Raw genomic sequence first — 16,165 nt, 5'->3', positions numbered from 1 at the left:
TACCCTTCACCCTCCCATGAGTTGCAGTGTTTGCGGAGGCAGCGCGTTCCACAAGTCGGCACGTACCTGCTTCACTTCCTGTAACGCCCGACGCCCGGCCGCCGTTACCATGAAAAAGCGTTTACGTCGGCCACCTCGTTCGGCCGTGGCACCCCCCATTTGTGACGAAAGAAAGCCCTTCTCTTCCAACCGTTGCAGTGTCGTATGAACGGTACTGAAACCAACCGACCGACCGGTTTTCTGCTCGATCTCCTGTGTGATCGTGACGCCGTAAGCGGATTCGTCCAGAATCGCCACAGTCAATAGGACTACTTCTTCAAATTCTCCCAAAAAGGCTCGTTTCATGCCTCAGCTATATTATACGATAATGCCGATCAAATGCAATGCCAATTCGAAAACAAGCCCGTAACGATCTTGGAATGGCTTTTTTGGGAATTGTGCCAGGCTGGATTGTCCGTTTGTGGACAGCATACGTACCGAAACGGACAAGGCAATCCAGCGCTGGATTGCCTTGTCGAAAATGGGTTCTGTTGACTTCTTATTCGGAACGTAGTGACTTCACCGGATTCATCATGGCCGCTTTGATACTCTGGAAGCTTACCGTCAGTAGGGCAACGCCTACGGCCAGCAAGCCCGCCAGCGCAAACATCCACCAGGCAATATCAATTTTGTAGGCAAAATCGGCCAGCCATTTGTTCATGACGTACCAGGCAACGGGCGACGCAATGACCAGCGCGACCAACACCAGCCGGACAAAGTCCGTAGAGAATAGGCCAAAAATGCTAGCCGTCGATGCCCCCAATGCCTTGCGGATGCCCACTTCTTTGGTCCGTGATTCGGCCATAAATGCCACTACACCATACAGGCCCAGGCAACCGATGAAGATGGCAATGCCCGCCAGCAGTCGAAATAACGAATACATCCGTTCTTCGCTTTTGTAGAAATTGGCGAGGGTTTCGTCCAGAAAGACGTACTTGAACACGAAGTCGGGGAAGGTAGCATTCCAGGCGGTTTCTATGTCTTTTAGCAAATGACTAATGGCTTCGGGGCTGCTCTGCTGGGATGAGAGTTTGATGCCCAGACTGCGGTACTGATCACGATAGGAGGTTAGTACGCTTGGTTCGATCTGCTGGTGGAGCGAAAACGCGTTGAAATCTTTCACCACGCCAACAATGGGCTTTTTCATGTCTTCGCCATTCACCGACATAAACTTGCCAATGACCTGCTGCGGTGTTTGAAAACCAAGGCGTTTCATAAACGCTTCGTTGATGACAAACTCCCGCATAGTGTCGGCGGATTGGTACATCCGACCCGCTATCAGTTTCAGGCCGTAGGTGTGAATATAGGCGCTATCGGCGGGTCGCATCAGTACGCCATAATCGGGGTCTTTATCCGAATTTTCGAAGTGGAAACCGGTGCTCCAGTTGCTGGTCGACGACGGGGTTGTCATCGCAAAACTCATCGACTGGATACCGGGCAACCCGCTGAGTTTCGCTTTTAAACTTTCCAGCTGGCCGGGCTTTTTCTCCGGAATGTATACATTCAATACGGTCTCCCGGCTGTAGCCTAGATCGGCGGAACGGAAGTAGTTCATCTGATTATAGGCTATGATCGTACCGATAATGAGCATTTGCGAGATGGCAAATTGCCCCACAATCAGCCCCCGACGTAGCGTTAACTGATTGATTACACCTTTGCCACCCGTTTTCATCTTGCCTTTCAGCGCCAGAATGGGCTGGTAGCCTGATAAGACCAAGGCTGGATAAAAACCGGCTAATACGGTTGTCGCGACGCCTAACGTCAGCAGGAAACCCAGCACTAGTGGGTCGAATAGCGTCGCGGCTCCGGGTTTAATGTTGAGCAATTCTCCCACGTAGGGAAGCGATACCTGGGCAACGATTAGGGATAAAAGCACCGCCAGACCTGTCAGTACGCCGGTTTCGCCCAGAAACTGACGGACTAGTTGCCCCCGTGAACTACCCAATACTTTGCGGACACCAACCTCTCTGGCACGCCGAATCGCCTGGGCTGTCGCCAGATTGATGAAGTTAACGCAGGCCGTAATCAGAATGAACAGGCCAATCAAACCCATGGCCCAGATCATTTCTTTGCTGACCGTCCGCTTGGCATAATTGTCGGTGCGGGTGTCGAAATGAATGTTGGTTAGCGGCTGCAATTCATAAACCAGATCTTTGGCGTCCTTGGGTTTCTGGTACTTTTTGACGAACGACACCAGTTGCTGGTTCATCTGCGCGGCTGCCAGTACCTGATCCTGAGCCGGTGGGAGCATTAGATAAATTTGCGCTCCGCCATAGGTCGATTGCCAGTCGTCCCAATTGGTGGAGGCTCCGAATTGCTTCAGTGACGCGAACGAGAGCAGCACTTCAAATGGCATGCTGGTCGTCGCGGGTAGGTCCTGCACGAGCCCCGTTACGACAAAGTCCATCTTGTTCTCGATACGTAGCGTTTTTCCGATCGGGTTGCCGGTGCCGAAGTATTTCTGGGCCATGCGCTCACTCAGCACCACCGTATTTGGATTCGTAATCGAGGTTTGTGGACTCCCTTTTTGCCAGCCATAATCGAACAGTCGAAAGTATTCGGGTTCGACAAAGGCCACTACGCCATCGCCCTCCTGAAATTTTTTCGTTGATCGACTACTCTTTTCATTCACGGTAACCACTACGTTCGCGAGCCGGTTTACCATGGTGACCTGCTGTTTCAGAGCAGGATAGTCGTTGCGCAGGGCGGCCAGCGCCGGAAGGGGGATACCAACATTCCGGCGGTCGACGTTCGATTTTTTGTTGAACGAGACTATCCGATACGTGCGATCGGCGTTGGCATTGTGCTGATCGAAACTGAGTTCATACCGAATGGCCAGAAACAGCAGCAAGCAACAGGCCAGGCTCAGGGTCAAGCCCAGCACGTTGATAATCGAGTAACTCCAGTTGCGCTTCAGGGCGCGGAGGGCGGTAGTGAAATAGCTTTTTAGCATGGGGAAGATGGAGTTGGGCGTGGGGCAGAGGGGTAAGGGCAGAGGGCAGTCCATCGTCACGAAAAAACACTCGATGCCCTCTGTCCCAAACCCTCTCCCTTTACTATTCCGAACGTAGTGATTTAACTGGATTTGTCAACGCGGCTTTGATACTTTGGAAACTGACTGTCAGCAAGGCAATGCTTACCGCCAGCACCCCTGACAGGGCGAACATCCACCAGGAAATGTTAATCTTGTAGGGGAAACCGGCCAGCCACTTGTTCATGACGTACCACGCGATAGGCGAGGCCAGAACCAGCGCGATGAGCACCAGTTTGACAAAGTCAATTGAGAATAACCCGACAATGTGGGTGGTTGTAGCACCCAGTACCTTTCGAATGCCCACTTCTTTGGTTCGTGATTCAGCCATAAACGCGACGACGCCATACAGGCCCAGGCAACCGATGAAAATGGCAATGCCCGCCAGGAGCCGAAACAGCGAATACATCCGCTCCTCGCCTTTATAGAAATTGGCGAGGGTCTGGTCCAGAAATTCATAACTGAACGCAAAATCGGGGTAGGTCGCATTCCAGTCTTTCTCTATCTGGCTAATCATTCGATGAATGGATTCCATGCCGCCCTGCTGCGTGGAGAGCTTGATGCCTAATACGTTGTAGGCGCTCCGCTGGCTGGCTAACAGGCAGGGTTGCGTTTGCTGATGGAGTGAGAACGTATTGAAATCCTTCACAACGCCCACAATCTGCTTTCTGGTGGTAGTTCCCCCCAGCGTGAGGTACTTACCCAGCACTTTCTGAGGCTCCCGAATACCCAGTTTCTTGACAAACGACTCATTGACCACAAACTCCCGGATGGTGTCGGCCGATTGGTAGATACGTCCCGCAATCAGTTTCAGTCCATATGTGTTGAAATAGGCCGTATCAGCGGGTCGCATGACCACACTGAAGTCGGCTTCCTTCTCGGCATTTTCGTAGCGGAAACTCGTCCACCAGTTGCCATCGGCCGAGGGAATCGAAATGCCGTAACTCAGTGATTTTACGTTGGGCAAGGCCGCTACTTTGGCCTTGAATGTCTCCAGTTGTCCCGGCTTCTGTTCAGGTACGCCTACTGTCAGCACAGCGTCTTTATTGTAGCCCAGATCGGCTGACCTGAAATACTTCATCTGCGAATACGCGACGATGGTGCCAATGAGGAGCATCTGCGAAATGGCAAACTGAAAAACAATTAGGCTCCGGCGGAGCGTCAACTGGCTGCTGCCCGTCATCTTCATTTTACCCCGCAGGGCCAGCACAGGCTGGTAGCCGGACAACACCAGGGCCGGATAGAAACCCGCCAATATCGTAGTCAGAACGGCCAGCAGCACAACAAAGGCAATAACGCCCGGATCAAACAGCACCAGTGCGGCCACTTTAATGTCCAGCAAGTCTGATACGTAGGGTAAGGATAGATGGGCAACCAAAAATGCGAGTCCAACGGCCAAACCCGTCAATAAACCCGTTTCGCCTAGAAACTGACGGACCAGCTGCGTGCGCGAACTACCCAGCACTTTCCGAACGCCCACTTCCTTTGCCCGACGGATGGCTTGTGCCGTGGCCAGATTAATAAAGTTGACGCAGGCCGTAATGAGGATAAACAGGCCAATCAGGCCCATTGACCAGATCATTTGCTTGCTGACGGTACGATTGGCTGAATTGCCCGTACGCGTGTCGAAGTGAATACTGGTGAGTGGCTGGAGTTCGTATTGAATATTTTTGGCGTCGTCGGGCTTCATGTATTTGCGGATGAAGGGAACAAACTTGCTCTCCATCTGAGCCGATGCTACGTTCTGAGGCAGCGCCATATAGACCTGAGCCCCGCTATAGTTTGAGCCCCAGTCCTCCCATCCTCCGTTGGCTCCGTATTGTTTCAACGAAGGAAAAGACAAGAGTACCTCGAAAGGCAAATTGCTCGTAGCGGGTGGATTCTGAACCACACCCGTTACGACGAAATCCATCTTGTTTTCGACTCGGATGGTTTTGCCTACGGCGTCGGTATTCCCGAAATACTTGTTCGCCATCCGTTCCGACAGCACGACCGTATTGGGATTCCTGACTGCCGTTTGGGCATTGCCTTCTTGCCACTGATAATCAAATAGGTTGAAATATTCAGGCTCTACAAATGCCACAACACCCCCGGGCTCCTGAAACTTGCTGCCCTTTTTGTCACTCACCCGAACCAAAGCACCATACAGTTCGTAGGCCATTGTCACCTGATTTTTTATCTCCGGAAAGTCGTTGCGCAGGGCGGCCAGGGCCGGAAGCGGGATGCCAATGTTTCGCCCATCGCCTTCCGATCGTTTGTTGTACGTAATGAGTCGATACGTGCGATCGGCGTTGGTATGATGGCGATCGTAGCTCAGTTCATACCGAATCGCCAGAAACAGAATCAGGCAGCAGGCTAAGCCAAATGTCAGCCCGACAATATTGATAACGGTGTAATTCCAGTTGCGCTTCAGGGCGCGGAGGGCGGTTGAGAAATAGCTTTTTAACATGGGGCAAAGGGGTTTGGGCGTGGGGCAAAGGGCAGGGGCTGGGTTTTATTTACCCTATGCCCCTAGCCCCATGCCCTTTGCTACTCGGATCGTAAACTTTTCACTGGATTGGTCAACGCGGCTTTCAGGCTCTGGTAAACTACTGTTGACCAGCAGATCAGCAGGGTGAGGATGCAGGCCAGCACGAAAATCCAGATGCCAATATCCGTTTTGTAAGGAAAGTTTTGCAGCCACTTATACATGGAAAACCAGGCAATTGGAATGGCAATCGGGAACGAGAACAATACGAGTTTTGTGAAGTCTTTCGAGAGTAGAAAAACCACACTGGAGATCGACGCACCCAGCACCTTGCGCACCCCGATTTCTTTCACGCGTTGCTCCGTTGTGAACGTAGCCAGACCGAACAGGCCCAGACAGGCGATGAGAATGGTCAGGCCGGAAAACGTCGAGAAGATCCGACCACGCAGTTCATCGGCCCGGTAGGCCGACTCAAAATCCTGGTCTAAAAAGCGGTATTCGAACAGGCGATCCGGATAGGTTTCACGCCATTTCTGGCCAATGAAGGCCACTGTTTTGTCAACGTCTTTTGCCTGTACTTTGATGTGAATGACCGGATTGGCCCGGCGGCACATCAGAATCATGGGCTCGATGGGGCTGTAGAGGGACTGCTGGTGGAAATCCTTTACCACACCAACCACCTGCGCCGTCGGTGGCCCCTGCTCTTTCCCCTGAGGCAGGCCGCCGAGAATCACTTTTTTGCCCAGCGGTTCTTTCCAGCCCATCCGCTGCACTACCGCCTGATTGATCAGAACTGAATTCAGGGTGTCAGCCGGAAATTTGTCCGAAAAATTACGACCGGCCACCACTTTCATTCCCATCGTCCTCAGGTAATCGTAGTCGATCTGGAAGGGCTTGAAGCCCATCTCCTTCAAGCCCGTATTCGACTCGACGGTGAAGATGACCCGGCTACCAATGTTGCTGGTGGGCGCTGAAGCCGATGCTACGTCCCGAATATTCGGATTGGCCATCAGCTCATTTCGTAACGTACTGAATCGATCCCTGGGTTGACGACCCTGAAAATCAATTGTCAGGACCTGCTCCCGATCATAGCCCATATCATGATTCCGCATGAAATTGAGCTGTTTATACACAATCCAGGTGCAGATAAGCATGACCAGCGAAATGGCAAATTGCGAAACCACCAGCGCCTTTCGGAAAAAACTCCCTCCTTTGGCGTTGAATGAGCCTTTGAGTACGGCCGCCGGTTCGAAGGCCGACAAATAAAAGGCCGGATAACTGCCTGAGATGAAGCCCGTAAACACGACGATGCCCAGGGCAATGAGCAGAAACTGCGGCCGTAATAATTCCTGATACTGAATCTCCTTGCCCGAAACAGTATTGAAGAATGGCAGTAACAGGACAACCAGAATCAGGCTGGCGACTAACGACAGAACCGTCATTAGCACTGATTCGGTCAGGAATTGCGCCATGAGCCGACCGCGTACCGATCCCATTACTTTACGGAGTCCAACTTCCTTTGCGCGTTTGGCCGACCGGGCGGTCGCTAAATTCATGTAGTTGATACTGGCCAGCAACAGCATGAAAAACGCCACCGCGCTGAAAGTATACACGTAGCCAATGTCGCCGTTGGACTCGCCTTCGAGATTAGAATAGAGGTGAATCCGGGTCAGTGGCTGCAATTCGTAAGTAACCTTAATGCCCATCCGCTTGAAAATGGGCCCGATGTATTTGTCGTACACCTGCGGAAACTTGCTGACAAGGATTTTGGTGTCGAAGTTTTCGGGTAAAACCAGGTAACTCTGTATGTAAAAACCACCCCAGCCAGTCGCCTGACGTTCGTTCTGACCTGTAGAAATCAGGGCGTTGAACGTAAAGTGAGAGTTTTTTGGTACATCTTCCAGCACCCCGGTTACTTTATAGAACGTAGTATCATTCGTTTGCAGCGACTGGCCCAGGGCGCTGCCCGAACCGAAAAACTTCTGCGCCGATTTCTGGGTCAACACCACACTGCCCGGCTGGTCCAGTGCCGTTCTGGGATCACCTTCGATGAATTTATAACTAAACACATCGAACACCGTGGAGTCGGCAGCATACACATCGTCTTCATAAAAACGCTTTTCGCCCTGCCGGAACATCACCCGGCCGTAGGGAAAGAAGCGTACGTAATTTTTTACGAACGGATAATCCTGTTTCAACTGTTTGACTAAAGGCGGTTGTGTGCTACTCCAGCGATTGACTTTATCCGGTTCGGTAATGTGCGAAACGATCCGGTAAATCTGCGATGCGTTTTGGTGATAGCGGTCGTAACTCAGTTCGTCCGTTACGTACAGCAGCAACAGCAGTCCGCACGTAACACCAACCGTTAACCCCAGAATATTGATCAGGCTATAGAATTTATCTTTCCGAAGATTCCGCCAGGCAATTTTGAGATAATTTAGTAGCATAGGAAGGGGTAGGGGGTTTAGGGCAAAGGGGTTTGGGCATGGGGTTCGGGGCACAGGGTAACCAAGACCCAATCACTCACGCCCTATGCCCCAATCCCCATGCCCTCTTTTCCACGCTATTTTGCAGGTACGCCGATTTCCTTTTCAATAGTCTCAATGATACGTTGCCGTTCCTGCTGCGTTTTACCTTTTACATCAAGGGTACGTTCGTACGTAAAATCATCCCCATCTTTCGTTAGTCGATAGCGCAGATACAGTTGACCGGATTCAGAATTGTAGTTGACTTCTTTGGTGAAGGGTTTCTTGCCGCCGACAGCCACTGTCTGATTATCACCACTATCGATCCATACCATCGAATGCCCATTACCAGTTACCGATATATCCGGATGAGCAGGTGGCACAGGTGGAATGGGTGGCGTTGGAGGAACCGGCGGAACAGGAGGAACTGGTGGGACAGGAGGAACTGGTGGGACAGGAGGTATGGGCGGCTCCGGCATGCTGATGTTAAGGGAATCCAGAATGCGTTCACGCAGCGCATTACGTTCCTCCAGGTTTAAGCTGGCAACATCGAAGGTGCGGTCATAATCAATGGCTTTGCCGTCGACCGTTCCGTTGACGCGAATCGACAACGTTTTGCCATCGTCGTTGATGTTGCGGCTGATGGACGAGTGTTTCTGGGCGACTGCTACTGTGCCGGCCAGTACGAAGAAGGTAATTGCGAGTGTTTTCATTCGATTTGTCGTTTATTCGGTTTTTAATGATTTGACGGGATTCATCAGGGCGGCTTTTACACTTTGTAAACTCACCGTCAGCAAGGCAATTCCGATCGCCAGCACACCCGCCAGCACGAATACCCACCCGTCGATTGTGATTTTGTAGGCGAAATCCTGCAACCATTGATTCATGGCATACCAGGCTAGGGGCGAGGCAATGACGATAGCGATGAGTACCAACTTTAAAAGATCTTTAGCCAGCAGGGCGATGAGGCTGGCGACCGACGCACCCAGCACTTTGCGAACCCCGATTTCTTTGGTCCGTTGATTTGCTGCGAAGGTGATGAGCCCGAACAGGCCCAGGCACGAAATGAAAATGGAGATGGCCGCAAAAATTCGGAAAGCGTCGAATATCAGTTGTTCAATGATGTAATTTTTCGCCAGGGATTCGTTCAGAAACGTGTATTGATACACATCGTCGGGAAACAATTGCTTCCAGGTTTTCTCGATGAAACCGAGCGTTTGCGGAAGGTTCAGGAAGCGGCTATGCTGCGTCTGTATCTGTAGGTGAACCTGCTCGGCGAATCCTGTATGCTGGCATATCAGTATACAGGCGGTAATGGGTTGCTGCAAGGATACGTTGTGGAAGTCGCTGACTACGCCCAGAATTGGCGCTTCCCCTTCACTGATAACGATGTTTTTACCAATGGCGGACTCAGGTGTCAATCCAAGCATTTTAACCATTGTTTCGTTCACTACAAAGCCATTGAACGGCGCGCCTTCCGGCAAATTATTCGACTGCGTGAACCAGCGCCCGGCGACTAGTTTCAGATCAAAAAGTGGTTGATACTCCAGATCAACGAACTTCTCCTCGGCCTGCCGATTCATCTGAACGGATTCCGATTTCAGGCGAAAATTGGTGCCGTAGTGATTGTTGGTGATGGGCGCCCCTGAGCCAAAACTCACGGCTTTAATGCCGGGATTCTGGAGTAACTGCTGTCGGAACGTATTCATCCGGCCCGCTGCCTGATTGCGCGGTCCGTTTAACGTTAGAACAGCCTCTTTCGTAAAGCCTAAATCCTTATCCCGAAACAAATTCATTTGCCGACTGGCAACAAACGTCCCAACGAGCAGGCCGTACGTAATGCAGAATTGCAGGACAATTAAGCCCTGCCGGAGCGAGAAACGGTCGCGTCGCTCGGGAACGGTGTTTTTTAAGGCCGTGATGGGTTGGAAGTTCGACAGAACTATCGCGGGATAAAAGCCAGCCAATACGGCTACAAGTAAGATCAGTCCGGCGCTGAACGCCCAGATTGTCGCATCTGAGTGGAGAGTAAGGTCGATAATTGTCAACGACTGGTTTACCCAGTTCAGCAGCACATTGAGAGCCGCGAGTGATAACAAACCGGCCACGATAGCGACAAAGAGCGTTTCGCCAATAAACTGACTGAAAAGCTGCACCCGCGTACTACCGATCACTTTCCGAACACCCACTTCTTTTCGTCGGCGAATGGCTTGCGCCGTGGTCAGATTGATAAAGTTGAATGCAGCAATCAGAATAAGAAAAACTGCCAGACTGCCCAGGCCCCAGAGCATATCCTGGCTTACTACGTAGCTACCCTGTGAACTTCCATACAGCGTTTCGGTGTGTATGTCGGTGAGTGGTTGAAGCACGTAGCGGATTCGCCGGATATCTTCCGGTTTCATATATTTCGTTTGCAACGTCCGCAACTGACGGGCAACGGCGGTTGGATCAGCGCCCGCAGGCAACGTAACATACGTAGTGCCCTGATAATTACCCGACCAGTTAGTAACCTGGTATTGATTGTTGGCTTTGAAAAACTGATAGTTGACCAACATGTCGAACGGCAGATTCGTGTTGGCGGGTGGGTTGCGGACAATGCCCGATACGGTCAGTGGATTGGTGTTATTCAGCGTCAGTGTTTTGCCCAGTAGCTGTTTAAAATGCCCATTGCTCCCGGCGAAATAGCGTTCGGCTAGTTTTTGCGTTAGTACAACGGCATTGGGTTGTTGAAAGGCCGTTTGGGCATTGCCTGCCAGCCAACGTCCCTTCGGAGTAGCTTCGGCAAAATCGAACGTCTGGAGATACTGTGCATCCGCAAACATGACGCGTTTTTCGTCAAAGCGATGGACAACCCCGCGGCTATCGACCGAGCTGATCAGGCGACTATCAGGACCGGCGGTTTGCGTAACGCCAACGCCGGGAATCTCCTGCCGTATGGCTTCGGCTAACGGATAAGCCGTTGTGGGCCAGTGCTGTATCCCATCGGCAGTTTGGGTGTGCTGTACAATTCGATAAATGCGATTCGTGTTGGTATGAAAGCCATCAAAACTGAGTTCGTACCGCACGAAAATGTAGATGACTAAACAGCACGTAATGCCCAGCGTTAGCCCCAGCACATTGATCATCGTATTTGTCTTGTCGGCCCAAAGACGGCGGAACGCAATTTTGATGTAGTTACGTAGCATAGTTCATGTAGTACCTCTGACACAGCTCCAGCAAAGACGCATAGGAATGATACATGTTGCATACTGGCAGAGAAGTCAATAGAAAAAAGATGTTGTATAAAAGCCTATTAGTCAGTGTTTATGAATGAATAAGAGGCCCGGCTCCTTGCCCCGCGCTCCGTGCTATTCGGAACGTAGTGATTTGACGGGATTCATCAGGGCGGCTTTCACACTTTGGAAACTGATCGTGAGCAGGGAGATGCCCACAGCCAGCAAACCCGCCAGCGCGAATACCCACCACTCCAGATCAATTTTATAGGCAAAACTCTGTAGCCACTGTCCCATAGCGTACCAGGCGATGGGCAACGCCATAACGATAGCGATCAGCACCAGTTTGACAAAGTCTTTGGACAGCAGTGTAACGATACTCGCGACCGAGGCACCCAGCACTTTCCGAACCCCAATCTCTTTGGTACGGGCTTCCGCTGCCAGAGCCGCCAATCCGAACAGACCCAGGCAGGCGATCAGTACCGCCAGAATCGTGAAGGTGAGTAGCAACTGCCCCTGTTTTTGTTCTGCTTTGTACTGCCGGGAAAAGTTTTCATCCAGAAAATGGAACGTAACACTGGCTGCTGGATCAAACTGCTGATAAGCCTTTTTGATGTAGACCAGGGCTTCTTCGGTTTGGCCGGGTCGAATGCGAACATAAAGGTTGTCTTTGTCGGATGGCGCAGGCATTTGTAGCACCAGCGGTTCAATTTTATGCTGGAGCGAGTACGTGTGAAAATCCCTGACCACACCAACCACGCGCGCTTCGGCCGTTTCGTCTTTGCCAATGAAATACTTCACCCGCTTGCCGACGGGCGTTTGCCAGCCCATCTTCTTCACCAGTGCTTCATTGACCAGCACCGCGCCCACCGCATCCGCCGGAAACGACTCCGAGAAGTTACGCCCCTGCAATAGCTTGATCTGTAACGTATTGAGGTAATCTGAATCGACTGAGAATTTTTGAACAACCTGCGTGCTGGCGGCCATTACACCGTTCTGCTCGAAGAACATGCCGTTGGTGCCGATATTATTGTTCCCTATTGGGTTACTGGCCGCTGAAACGGCTTCGATAAGTGGGCTTTTGCGTAACTCTTCTTTCAGTGCCTGTATTTGCTTCCGCGGTCCTTCGCTCTCCAGATGGAAAGTCAGCACCTGATCCTTGTTGAACCCCAGGTCTTTGTGCAGCATGTAGCCCATCTGCCGGTAAATGACCCATGAGCAGGAAATCAGCGCCACGGCCGCTATAAATTGGAAGACAACCAGCGCTTTACGAAACCCAATGCCGCCAACCTGACTGTCCGTTTTGCCTTTTAAGGCCACTACCGTTCGAAAACCCGACAGAAACAAAGCTGGATATAATCCACTGACAGCACCCAGTACCAGGGCAAACAAGAGTGCGATAGCTCCCGTGATCCAGGGTCCATACAATGTTAAGGTTAAGGGTTTGTCAGCCAGTTGGTTGAAGAGCGGTAAGGCCATTTTTGCCAGTACTAAACCGACCAGACTGGCCATAAACGCCATCAGCATTGACTCGGTCAGAAACTGCTCAACAAGCTGAGTACGCCGGGAGCCAATCGCCTTCCTGACACCCACTTCGCGCAATCGGCCAATCGACCGAACTGTAAACAGATTAACGTAGTTGATACCCGCGATGAGCAAAATCAGCCCCGCTACCAGCGCAAAAATGTAAACGGTCTGGCTGTTGCCGTTCGCACCGATTTCGTAATCTAAATGAGAGTGCAGGTGAATTGACGTCAATGGCTGAAGTTCCATCCGATACGTCAGCTCGCCCATTTCTTTCTTCAGATACTTGGGATAAAAGCTGGGTAGCTTGGCTTCCAGCGCCATATAGTCGGTTCCTTTCGTGAGCAATACGTAGGTGTACAGCTCGAAATTCTGCCAGCCGTTGGTGTAGTTGGTCGGCATTGACCGCAACGCACTGAACTGTACATGCGAGTTCAGTGGTACGTCGGCGATAACCCCCGATACCGTGTTGACGAAATTATTACTAAATTCAATCGGTTGCCCGACAGCTTTGGCCGCATCACCAAACAGCTTTTCGGCGAGACTTTTGGTCAGCACAATCCGCTCCGGCTGAGCCAGTGCCGAAGCCGGATCGCCGTACAGGAAGGGAAACGTGAAGACATCAAACACCGATTTATCGGCGAACATAATGTCGTTGGCTTCGATTTTTTTGTCGCGATACGTTATCATGCCACCACCTTCGGGATACAGTCGAACGGTCTTTTCTATTTCGGGATATTCATGTTTCAGCGCGTCGGCATAAGGAGCTGAGGTAGGGGCTAACTTGAGATTACCGCCCGCCCATTGCGCATAATGTACGACCCGAAACACCCGGTCGGCATTCGCGTGAAATTTGTCGTAGCTCAATTCATGCCATACATACAACACCATCAGCCCAACGGCTGCGATTCCCACGCCCATGCCGGCAATGGTCAACGTACTGAACATCCGATTTTTCCAGAGATTCCGAAAGGCGATTTTAAGGTAGTTCGTAAGCATGGGGAAGTTTAGGTTGATTCGACTGGAACGTATTAGACGTTTATCCAAAAGTTGTACCATAAAAATAAGATGCTGGATACCAGGCGATTGACTTATTGCTAACTGTTGCCTGTCCGAAACTGGACACGTTTTTGTTCGCTTACGGACAAGGAGCATGGGGCATGGGGTTTAGGGCATGGGGTAAAGAGCAGGAGAGTAGCACCAAGCCCTTCTCCCTCTGCCCCACGCTCCTTGCTAATTCAATAAATAGTTGTAATTTTGTAAAGTAACTTAACAAGTTTACTTTACAAACATGAAGTTTTCCACTCAACCGGATCAGGAGTTATCGACCGAGCTACGAACGATTGTGACCCGGCTCGTTAAAAAGCTACGCAGCGAGTCACCAACTCATCAAAAGCTGTCGCTTACCGAACGGTCGGTCATTAAACTGCTCGATAAGCAGAAAGAAATGCTGCCCAACGAAATGGCCAAGATGGAAAAAGTGACGACGCAGTCGATGTCGCAGATTCTGAATCATCTGTTGGCGCTTGGATACATTACCCGAAAGCCCTCCGAAACCGATAAGCGCAAAGTCATAATCTCACTATCGGAGGCAGGTCAGGCGATTTTACCCGCTGTCAGAAATGAGGTGGACGAGTGGTTGAGTAAAGCTATCCAGGCAACCTGCTCCGCCGAAGACAAAGCCATCCTGCGTCAGGCACTGGGTCCGTTGAGCAAACTCCTGGAAGTTGACTGAAATTGATAAGTAATTGATTTTAAAACTTTTATAAGCAAATTAATCATCGGATCATGAAATGGTATCAGTATGTAGCCGCGTTTTTTGCCGGTGCTTTCCTGGCCAACGTAGTACCTCATTATGTTCACGGTATCTCCGGTGACCCATTTCCAAGTCCTTTTGCCAATCCGCCCGGTAAGGGGTTGTCTTCACCAACGATCAATGTACTGTGGGCCTGTTTCAACCTGTTCATCGGTTATGTGTTGCTTCGGGTAAGTAAGGCGTCCCCACAGAACAAGCTGTCGATGTTCCTGTTGTTATTGGGTATTGTGGCCATATCGCTGATGGCGAGTATTTCATTTATGGACAAGATGAAGCCCTGATTTTCAGACAGTATCAAGAAATATCAACCTACACTCACGGTATGAACGTAACCACATTCAACGCATTTAAAAGCCATAATTACCGATTATTCTTTGCCGGGCAGTCCATTTCGCTGCTGGGCACCTGGATGCAAAAAACGGCCGTAAGCTGGGTGATCTATTCGCAGACGCACTCCAAGTTTATGCTGGGCGTCAGCGTATTTGCTACGTTGTTTCCGTCGGCTTTATTGACACCTTTCGGCGGTGTCATCTCCGATCGGTATAATCGGTATCGGGTGCTGTTGCTCACGCAGATCCTGTCGATGGTGCAGGCCATTTTGCTTACCGTAGTGGTTTTCTTCAAGGACTACGCAGTTTGGGAGATCATCGGGTTGAGCGTTGTGCTGGGCCTGATCAATGCGTTCGATGTGCCCGCCCGACAGTCGATGATTTACGAAATGGTCGACGACAAAAAAGATTTGCCCAATGCAATTGCCCTGAATTCATCCATGGTCAATTTGTCTAAACTGATTGGCCCTGCGATTGCCGGTGTTGCCATCGAAAGATTAGGGGAGGTTGTTTGCTTTGGACTAAATGCCGTCAGTTTCATTGCCGTTATTGGCTCGCTTCTGCTTATGAAACTGCCCAAGTACGTAGCCAAATCCCACACTAAGAATATACTGGGTGAACTGATCGAAGGCTTCGTTTACGTAAAAGAAACGCCCTCCATTCGGTTTGTTATCGGTATGCTGGCGCTGGTCAGCTTGCTGGTGCTGCCCTTCACCAACCTGATGGCCGTTTATGCGAAGGATGTATTTCATGGTACGGCTTCCACCTTTGGTATGCTGAACAGTGCCATCGGCCTTGGCGCGTTTATCGGTGCCATCTTTCTGGCTTCCCTGAAACCCGGCGTTAGTTTGAGCAAGGTGCTGGCCATCAATACCTTTGTTTTCGGTGCGGGGCTTATCTTATTTTCCTATACAAGCTGGTATCCGCTGGCGCTGTTCTTTATTGTGATCGGCTCCTTCGGGATGATGTCGCAGATTACCATCAGCAATACGTTGCTGCAAACTCAGGCGGCTCCTGCCATGCGGGGTCGGGTCATCAGTATGTTCGTGATGGTTTACGCCAGTGCGTTACCGATTGGCGGGCTGATTGTTGGCGCTATATCTGAGCGCGTTGGCGTACAGGCGACTGTGTTGGGCGAAGGCATACTGGCTTTACTCATTGGGCTGTTGCATCTGCGCCATCTGCAACATGTAAAAGTACGCCAAAACGTTTCCTCTGTGCCTGATAAGCTGATTCCAGAAGAAGCCCCACCGGTCTGATACGTACCTGTTCATTCAACCTC

Annotated in this window: 10 protein-coding genes; 3 read left to right on the top strand and 7 right to left on the bottom strand. The window is 50.9% G+C overall.

The window, feature by feature from the left end; genetic code table 11:
- Window positions 1-6 precede the first annotated feature (6 nt).
- The 7 genes from ACYVEA_RS07795 to ACYVEA_RS07765 form a co-directional block, all read right to left on the bottom strand.
- Window positions 7-345 (bottom strand): PadR family transcriptional regulator, encoded by a 339-nt coding sequence (locus tag ACYVEA_RS07795; RefSeq protein WP_461112802.1) that lies wholly within the window; start codon window positions 343-345, stop codon window positions 7-9.
- A 193-nt stretch (window positions 346-538) separates the two neighbouring features.
- Window positions 539-2,992, bottom strand: coding sequence for an ABC transporter permease (locus ACYVEA_RS07790; protein ID WP_461112801.1), 2,454 nt, complete (start codon window positions 2,990-2,992; stop codon window positions 539-541).
- Between the two features lie 103 nt (window positions 2,993-3,095).
- Window positions 3,096-5,519 carry an ABC transporter permease gene (locus ACYVEA_RS07785; protein ID WP_461112800.1) on the bottom strand — a complete coding sequence of 808 codons (2,424 nt, stop codon included), beginning with the start codon at window positions 5,517-5,519 and terminating at the stop codon, window positions 3,096-3,098.
- Between the two features lie 80 nt (window positions 5,520-5,599).
- Entirely contained in the window at window positions 5,600-7,984 is a 2,385-nt protein-coding gene (locus ACYVEA_RS07780; protein ID WP_461112799.1) for an ABC transporter permease, read from the bottom strand.
- Between the two features lie 116 nt (window positions 7,985-8,100).
- Window positions 8,101-8,715 (bottom strand): hypothetical protein, encoded by a 615-nt coding sequence (locus ACYVEA_RS07775; RefSeq protein WP_461112798.1) that lies wholly within the window; start codon window positions 8,713-8,715, stop codon window positions 8,101-8,103.
- A gap of 12 nt (window positions 8,716-8,727) precedes the next feature.
- A complete protein-coding gene (locus ACYVEA_RS07770; protein WP_461112797.1) occupies window positions 8,728-11,187 on the bottom strand; it encodes an ABC transporter permease in 2,460 nt (819 codons plus the stop codon).
- Window positions 11,188-11,349: 162 nt separating this feature from the next.
- Window positions 11,350-13,737: an ABC transporter permease gene (locus tag ACYVEA_RS07765; RefSeq protein WP_461112796.1), complete on the bottom strand. Its 2,388-nt coding sequence runs from the start codon at window positions 13,735-13,737 to the stop codon at window positions 11,350-11,352.
- Window positions 13,738-14,029: 292 nt separating this feature from the next.
- Between ACYVEA_RS07765 and ACYVEA_RS07760 the strand changes: the two genes are divergently transcribed.
- The 3 genes from ACYVEA_RS07760 to ACYVEA_RS07750 are packed head-to-tail and all read left to right on the top strand — an operon-like array spanning window position 14,030 to window position 16,142.
- Entirely contained in the window at window positions 14,030-14,473 is a 444-nt protein-coding gene (locus ACYVEA_RS07760; protein WP_461112795.1) for a MarR family winged helix-turn-helix transcriptional regulator, read from the top strand.
- Between the two features lie 53 nt (window positions 14,474-14,526).
- A complete protein-coding gene (locus ACYVEA_RS07755; protein WP_461112794.1) occupies window positions 14,527-14,835 on the top strand; it encodes a hypothetical protein in 309 nt (102 codons plus the stop codon).
- A 41-nt stretch (window positions 14,836-14,876) separates the two neighbouring features.
- Window positions 14,877-16,142, top strand: a complete 1,266-nt coding sequence (locus ACYVEA_RS07750; RefSeq protein ID WP_461112793.1) for an MFS transporter — start codon at window positions 14,877-14,879, stop codon at window positions 16,140-16,142.
- Window positions 16,143-16,165: the final 23 nt, after the last annotated feature.

Source organism: Spirosoma jeollabukense (assembly GCF_054777855.1).
The sequence above is the reverse complement of the archived record's forward strand: the minus strand, read 5'-3'. Positions and strand labels throughout refer to the sequence as shown.

What these genes read in the sequence shown, in the direction of transcription:
- ACYVEA_RS07795 (WP_461112802.1), bottom strand. Translation starts at nt 345, where the DNA reads ATGAAACGAGCCTTTTTGGGAGAATTTGAAGAAGTAGTCCTATTGACT.
- ACYVEA_RS07790 (WP_461112801.1), bottom strand. Translation starts at nt 2,992, where the DNA reads ATGCTAAAAAGCTATTTCACTACCGCCCTCCGCGCCCTGAAGCGCAAC.
- ACYVEA_RS07785 (WP_461112800.1), bottom strand. Translation starts at nt 5,519, where the DNA reads ATGTTAAAAAGCTATTTCTCAACCGCCCTCCGCGCCCTGAAGCGCAAC.
- ACYVEA_RS07780 (WP_461112799.1), bottom strand. Translation starts at nt 7,984, where the DNA reads ATGCTACTAAATTATCTCAAAATTGCCTGGCGGAATCTTCGGAAAGAT.
- ACYVEA_RS07775 (WP_461112798.1), bottom strand. Translation starts at nt 8,715, where the DNA reads ATGAAAACACTCGCAATTACCTTCTTCGTACTGGCCGGCACAGTAGCA.
- ACYVEA_RS07770 (WP_461112797.1), bottom strand. Translation starts at nt 11,187, where the DNA reads ATGCTACGTAACTACATCAAAATTGCGTTCCGCCGTCTTTGGGCCGAC.
- ACYVEA_RS07765 (WP_461112796.1), bottom strand. Translation starts at nt 13,737, where the DNA reads ATGCTTACGAACTACCTTAAAATCGCCTTTCGGAATCTCTGGAAAAAT.
- ACYVEA_RS07760 (WP_461112795.1), top strand. Translation starts at nt 14,030, where the DNA reads ATGAAGTTTTCCACTCAACCGGATCAGGAGTTATCGACCGAGCTACGA.
- ACYVEA_RS07755 (WP_461112794.1), top strand. Translation starts at nt 14,527, where the DNA reads ATGAAATGGTATCAGTATGTAGCCGCGTTTTTTGCCGGTGCTTTCCTG.
- ACYVEA_RS07750 (WP_461112793.1), top strand. Translation starts at nt 14,877, where the DNA reads ATGAACGTAACCACATTCAACGCATTTAAAAGCCATAATTACCGATTA.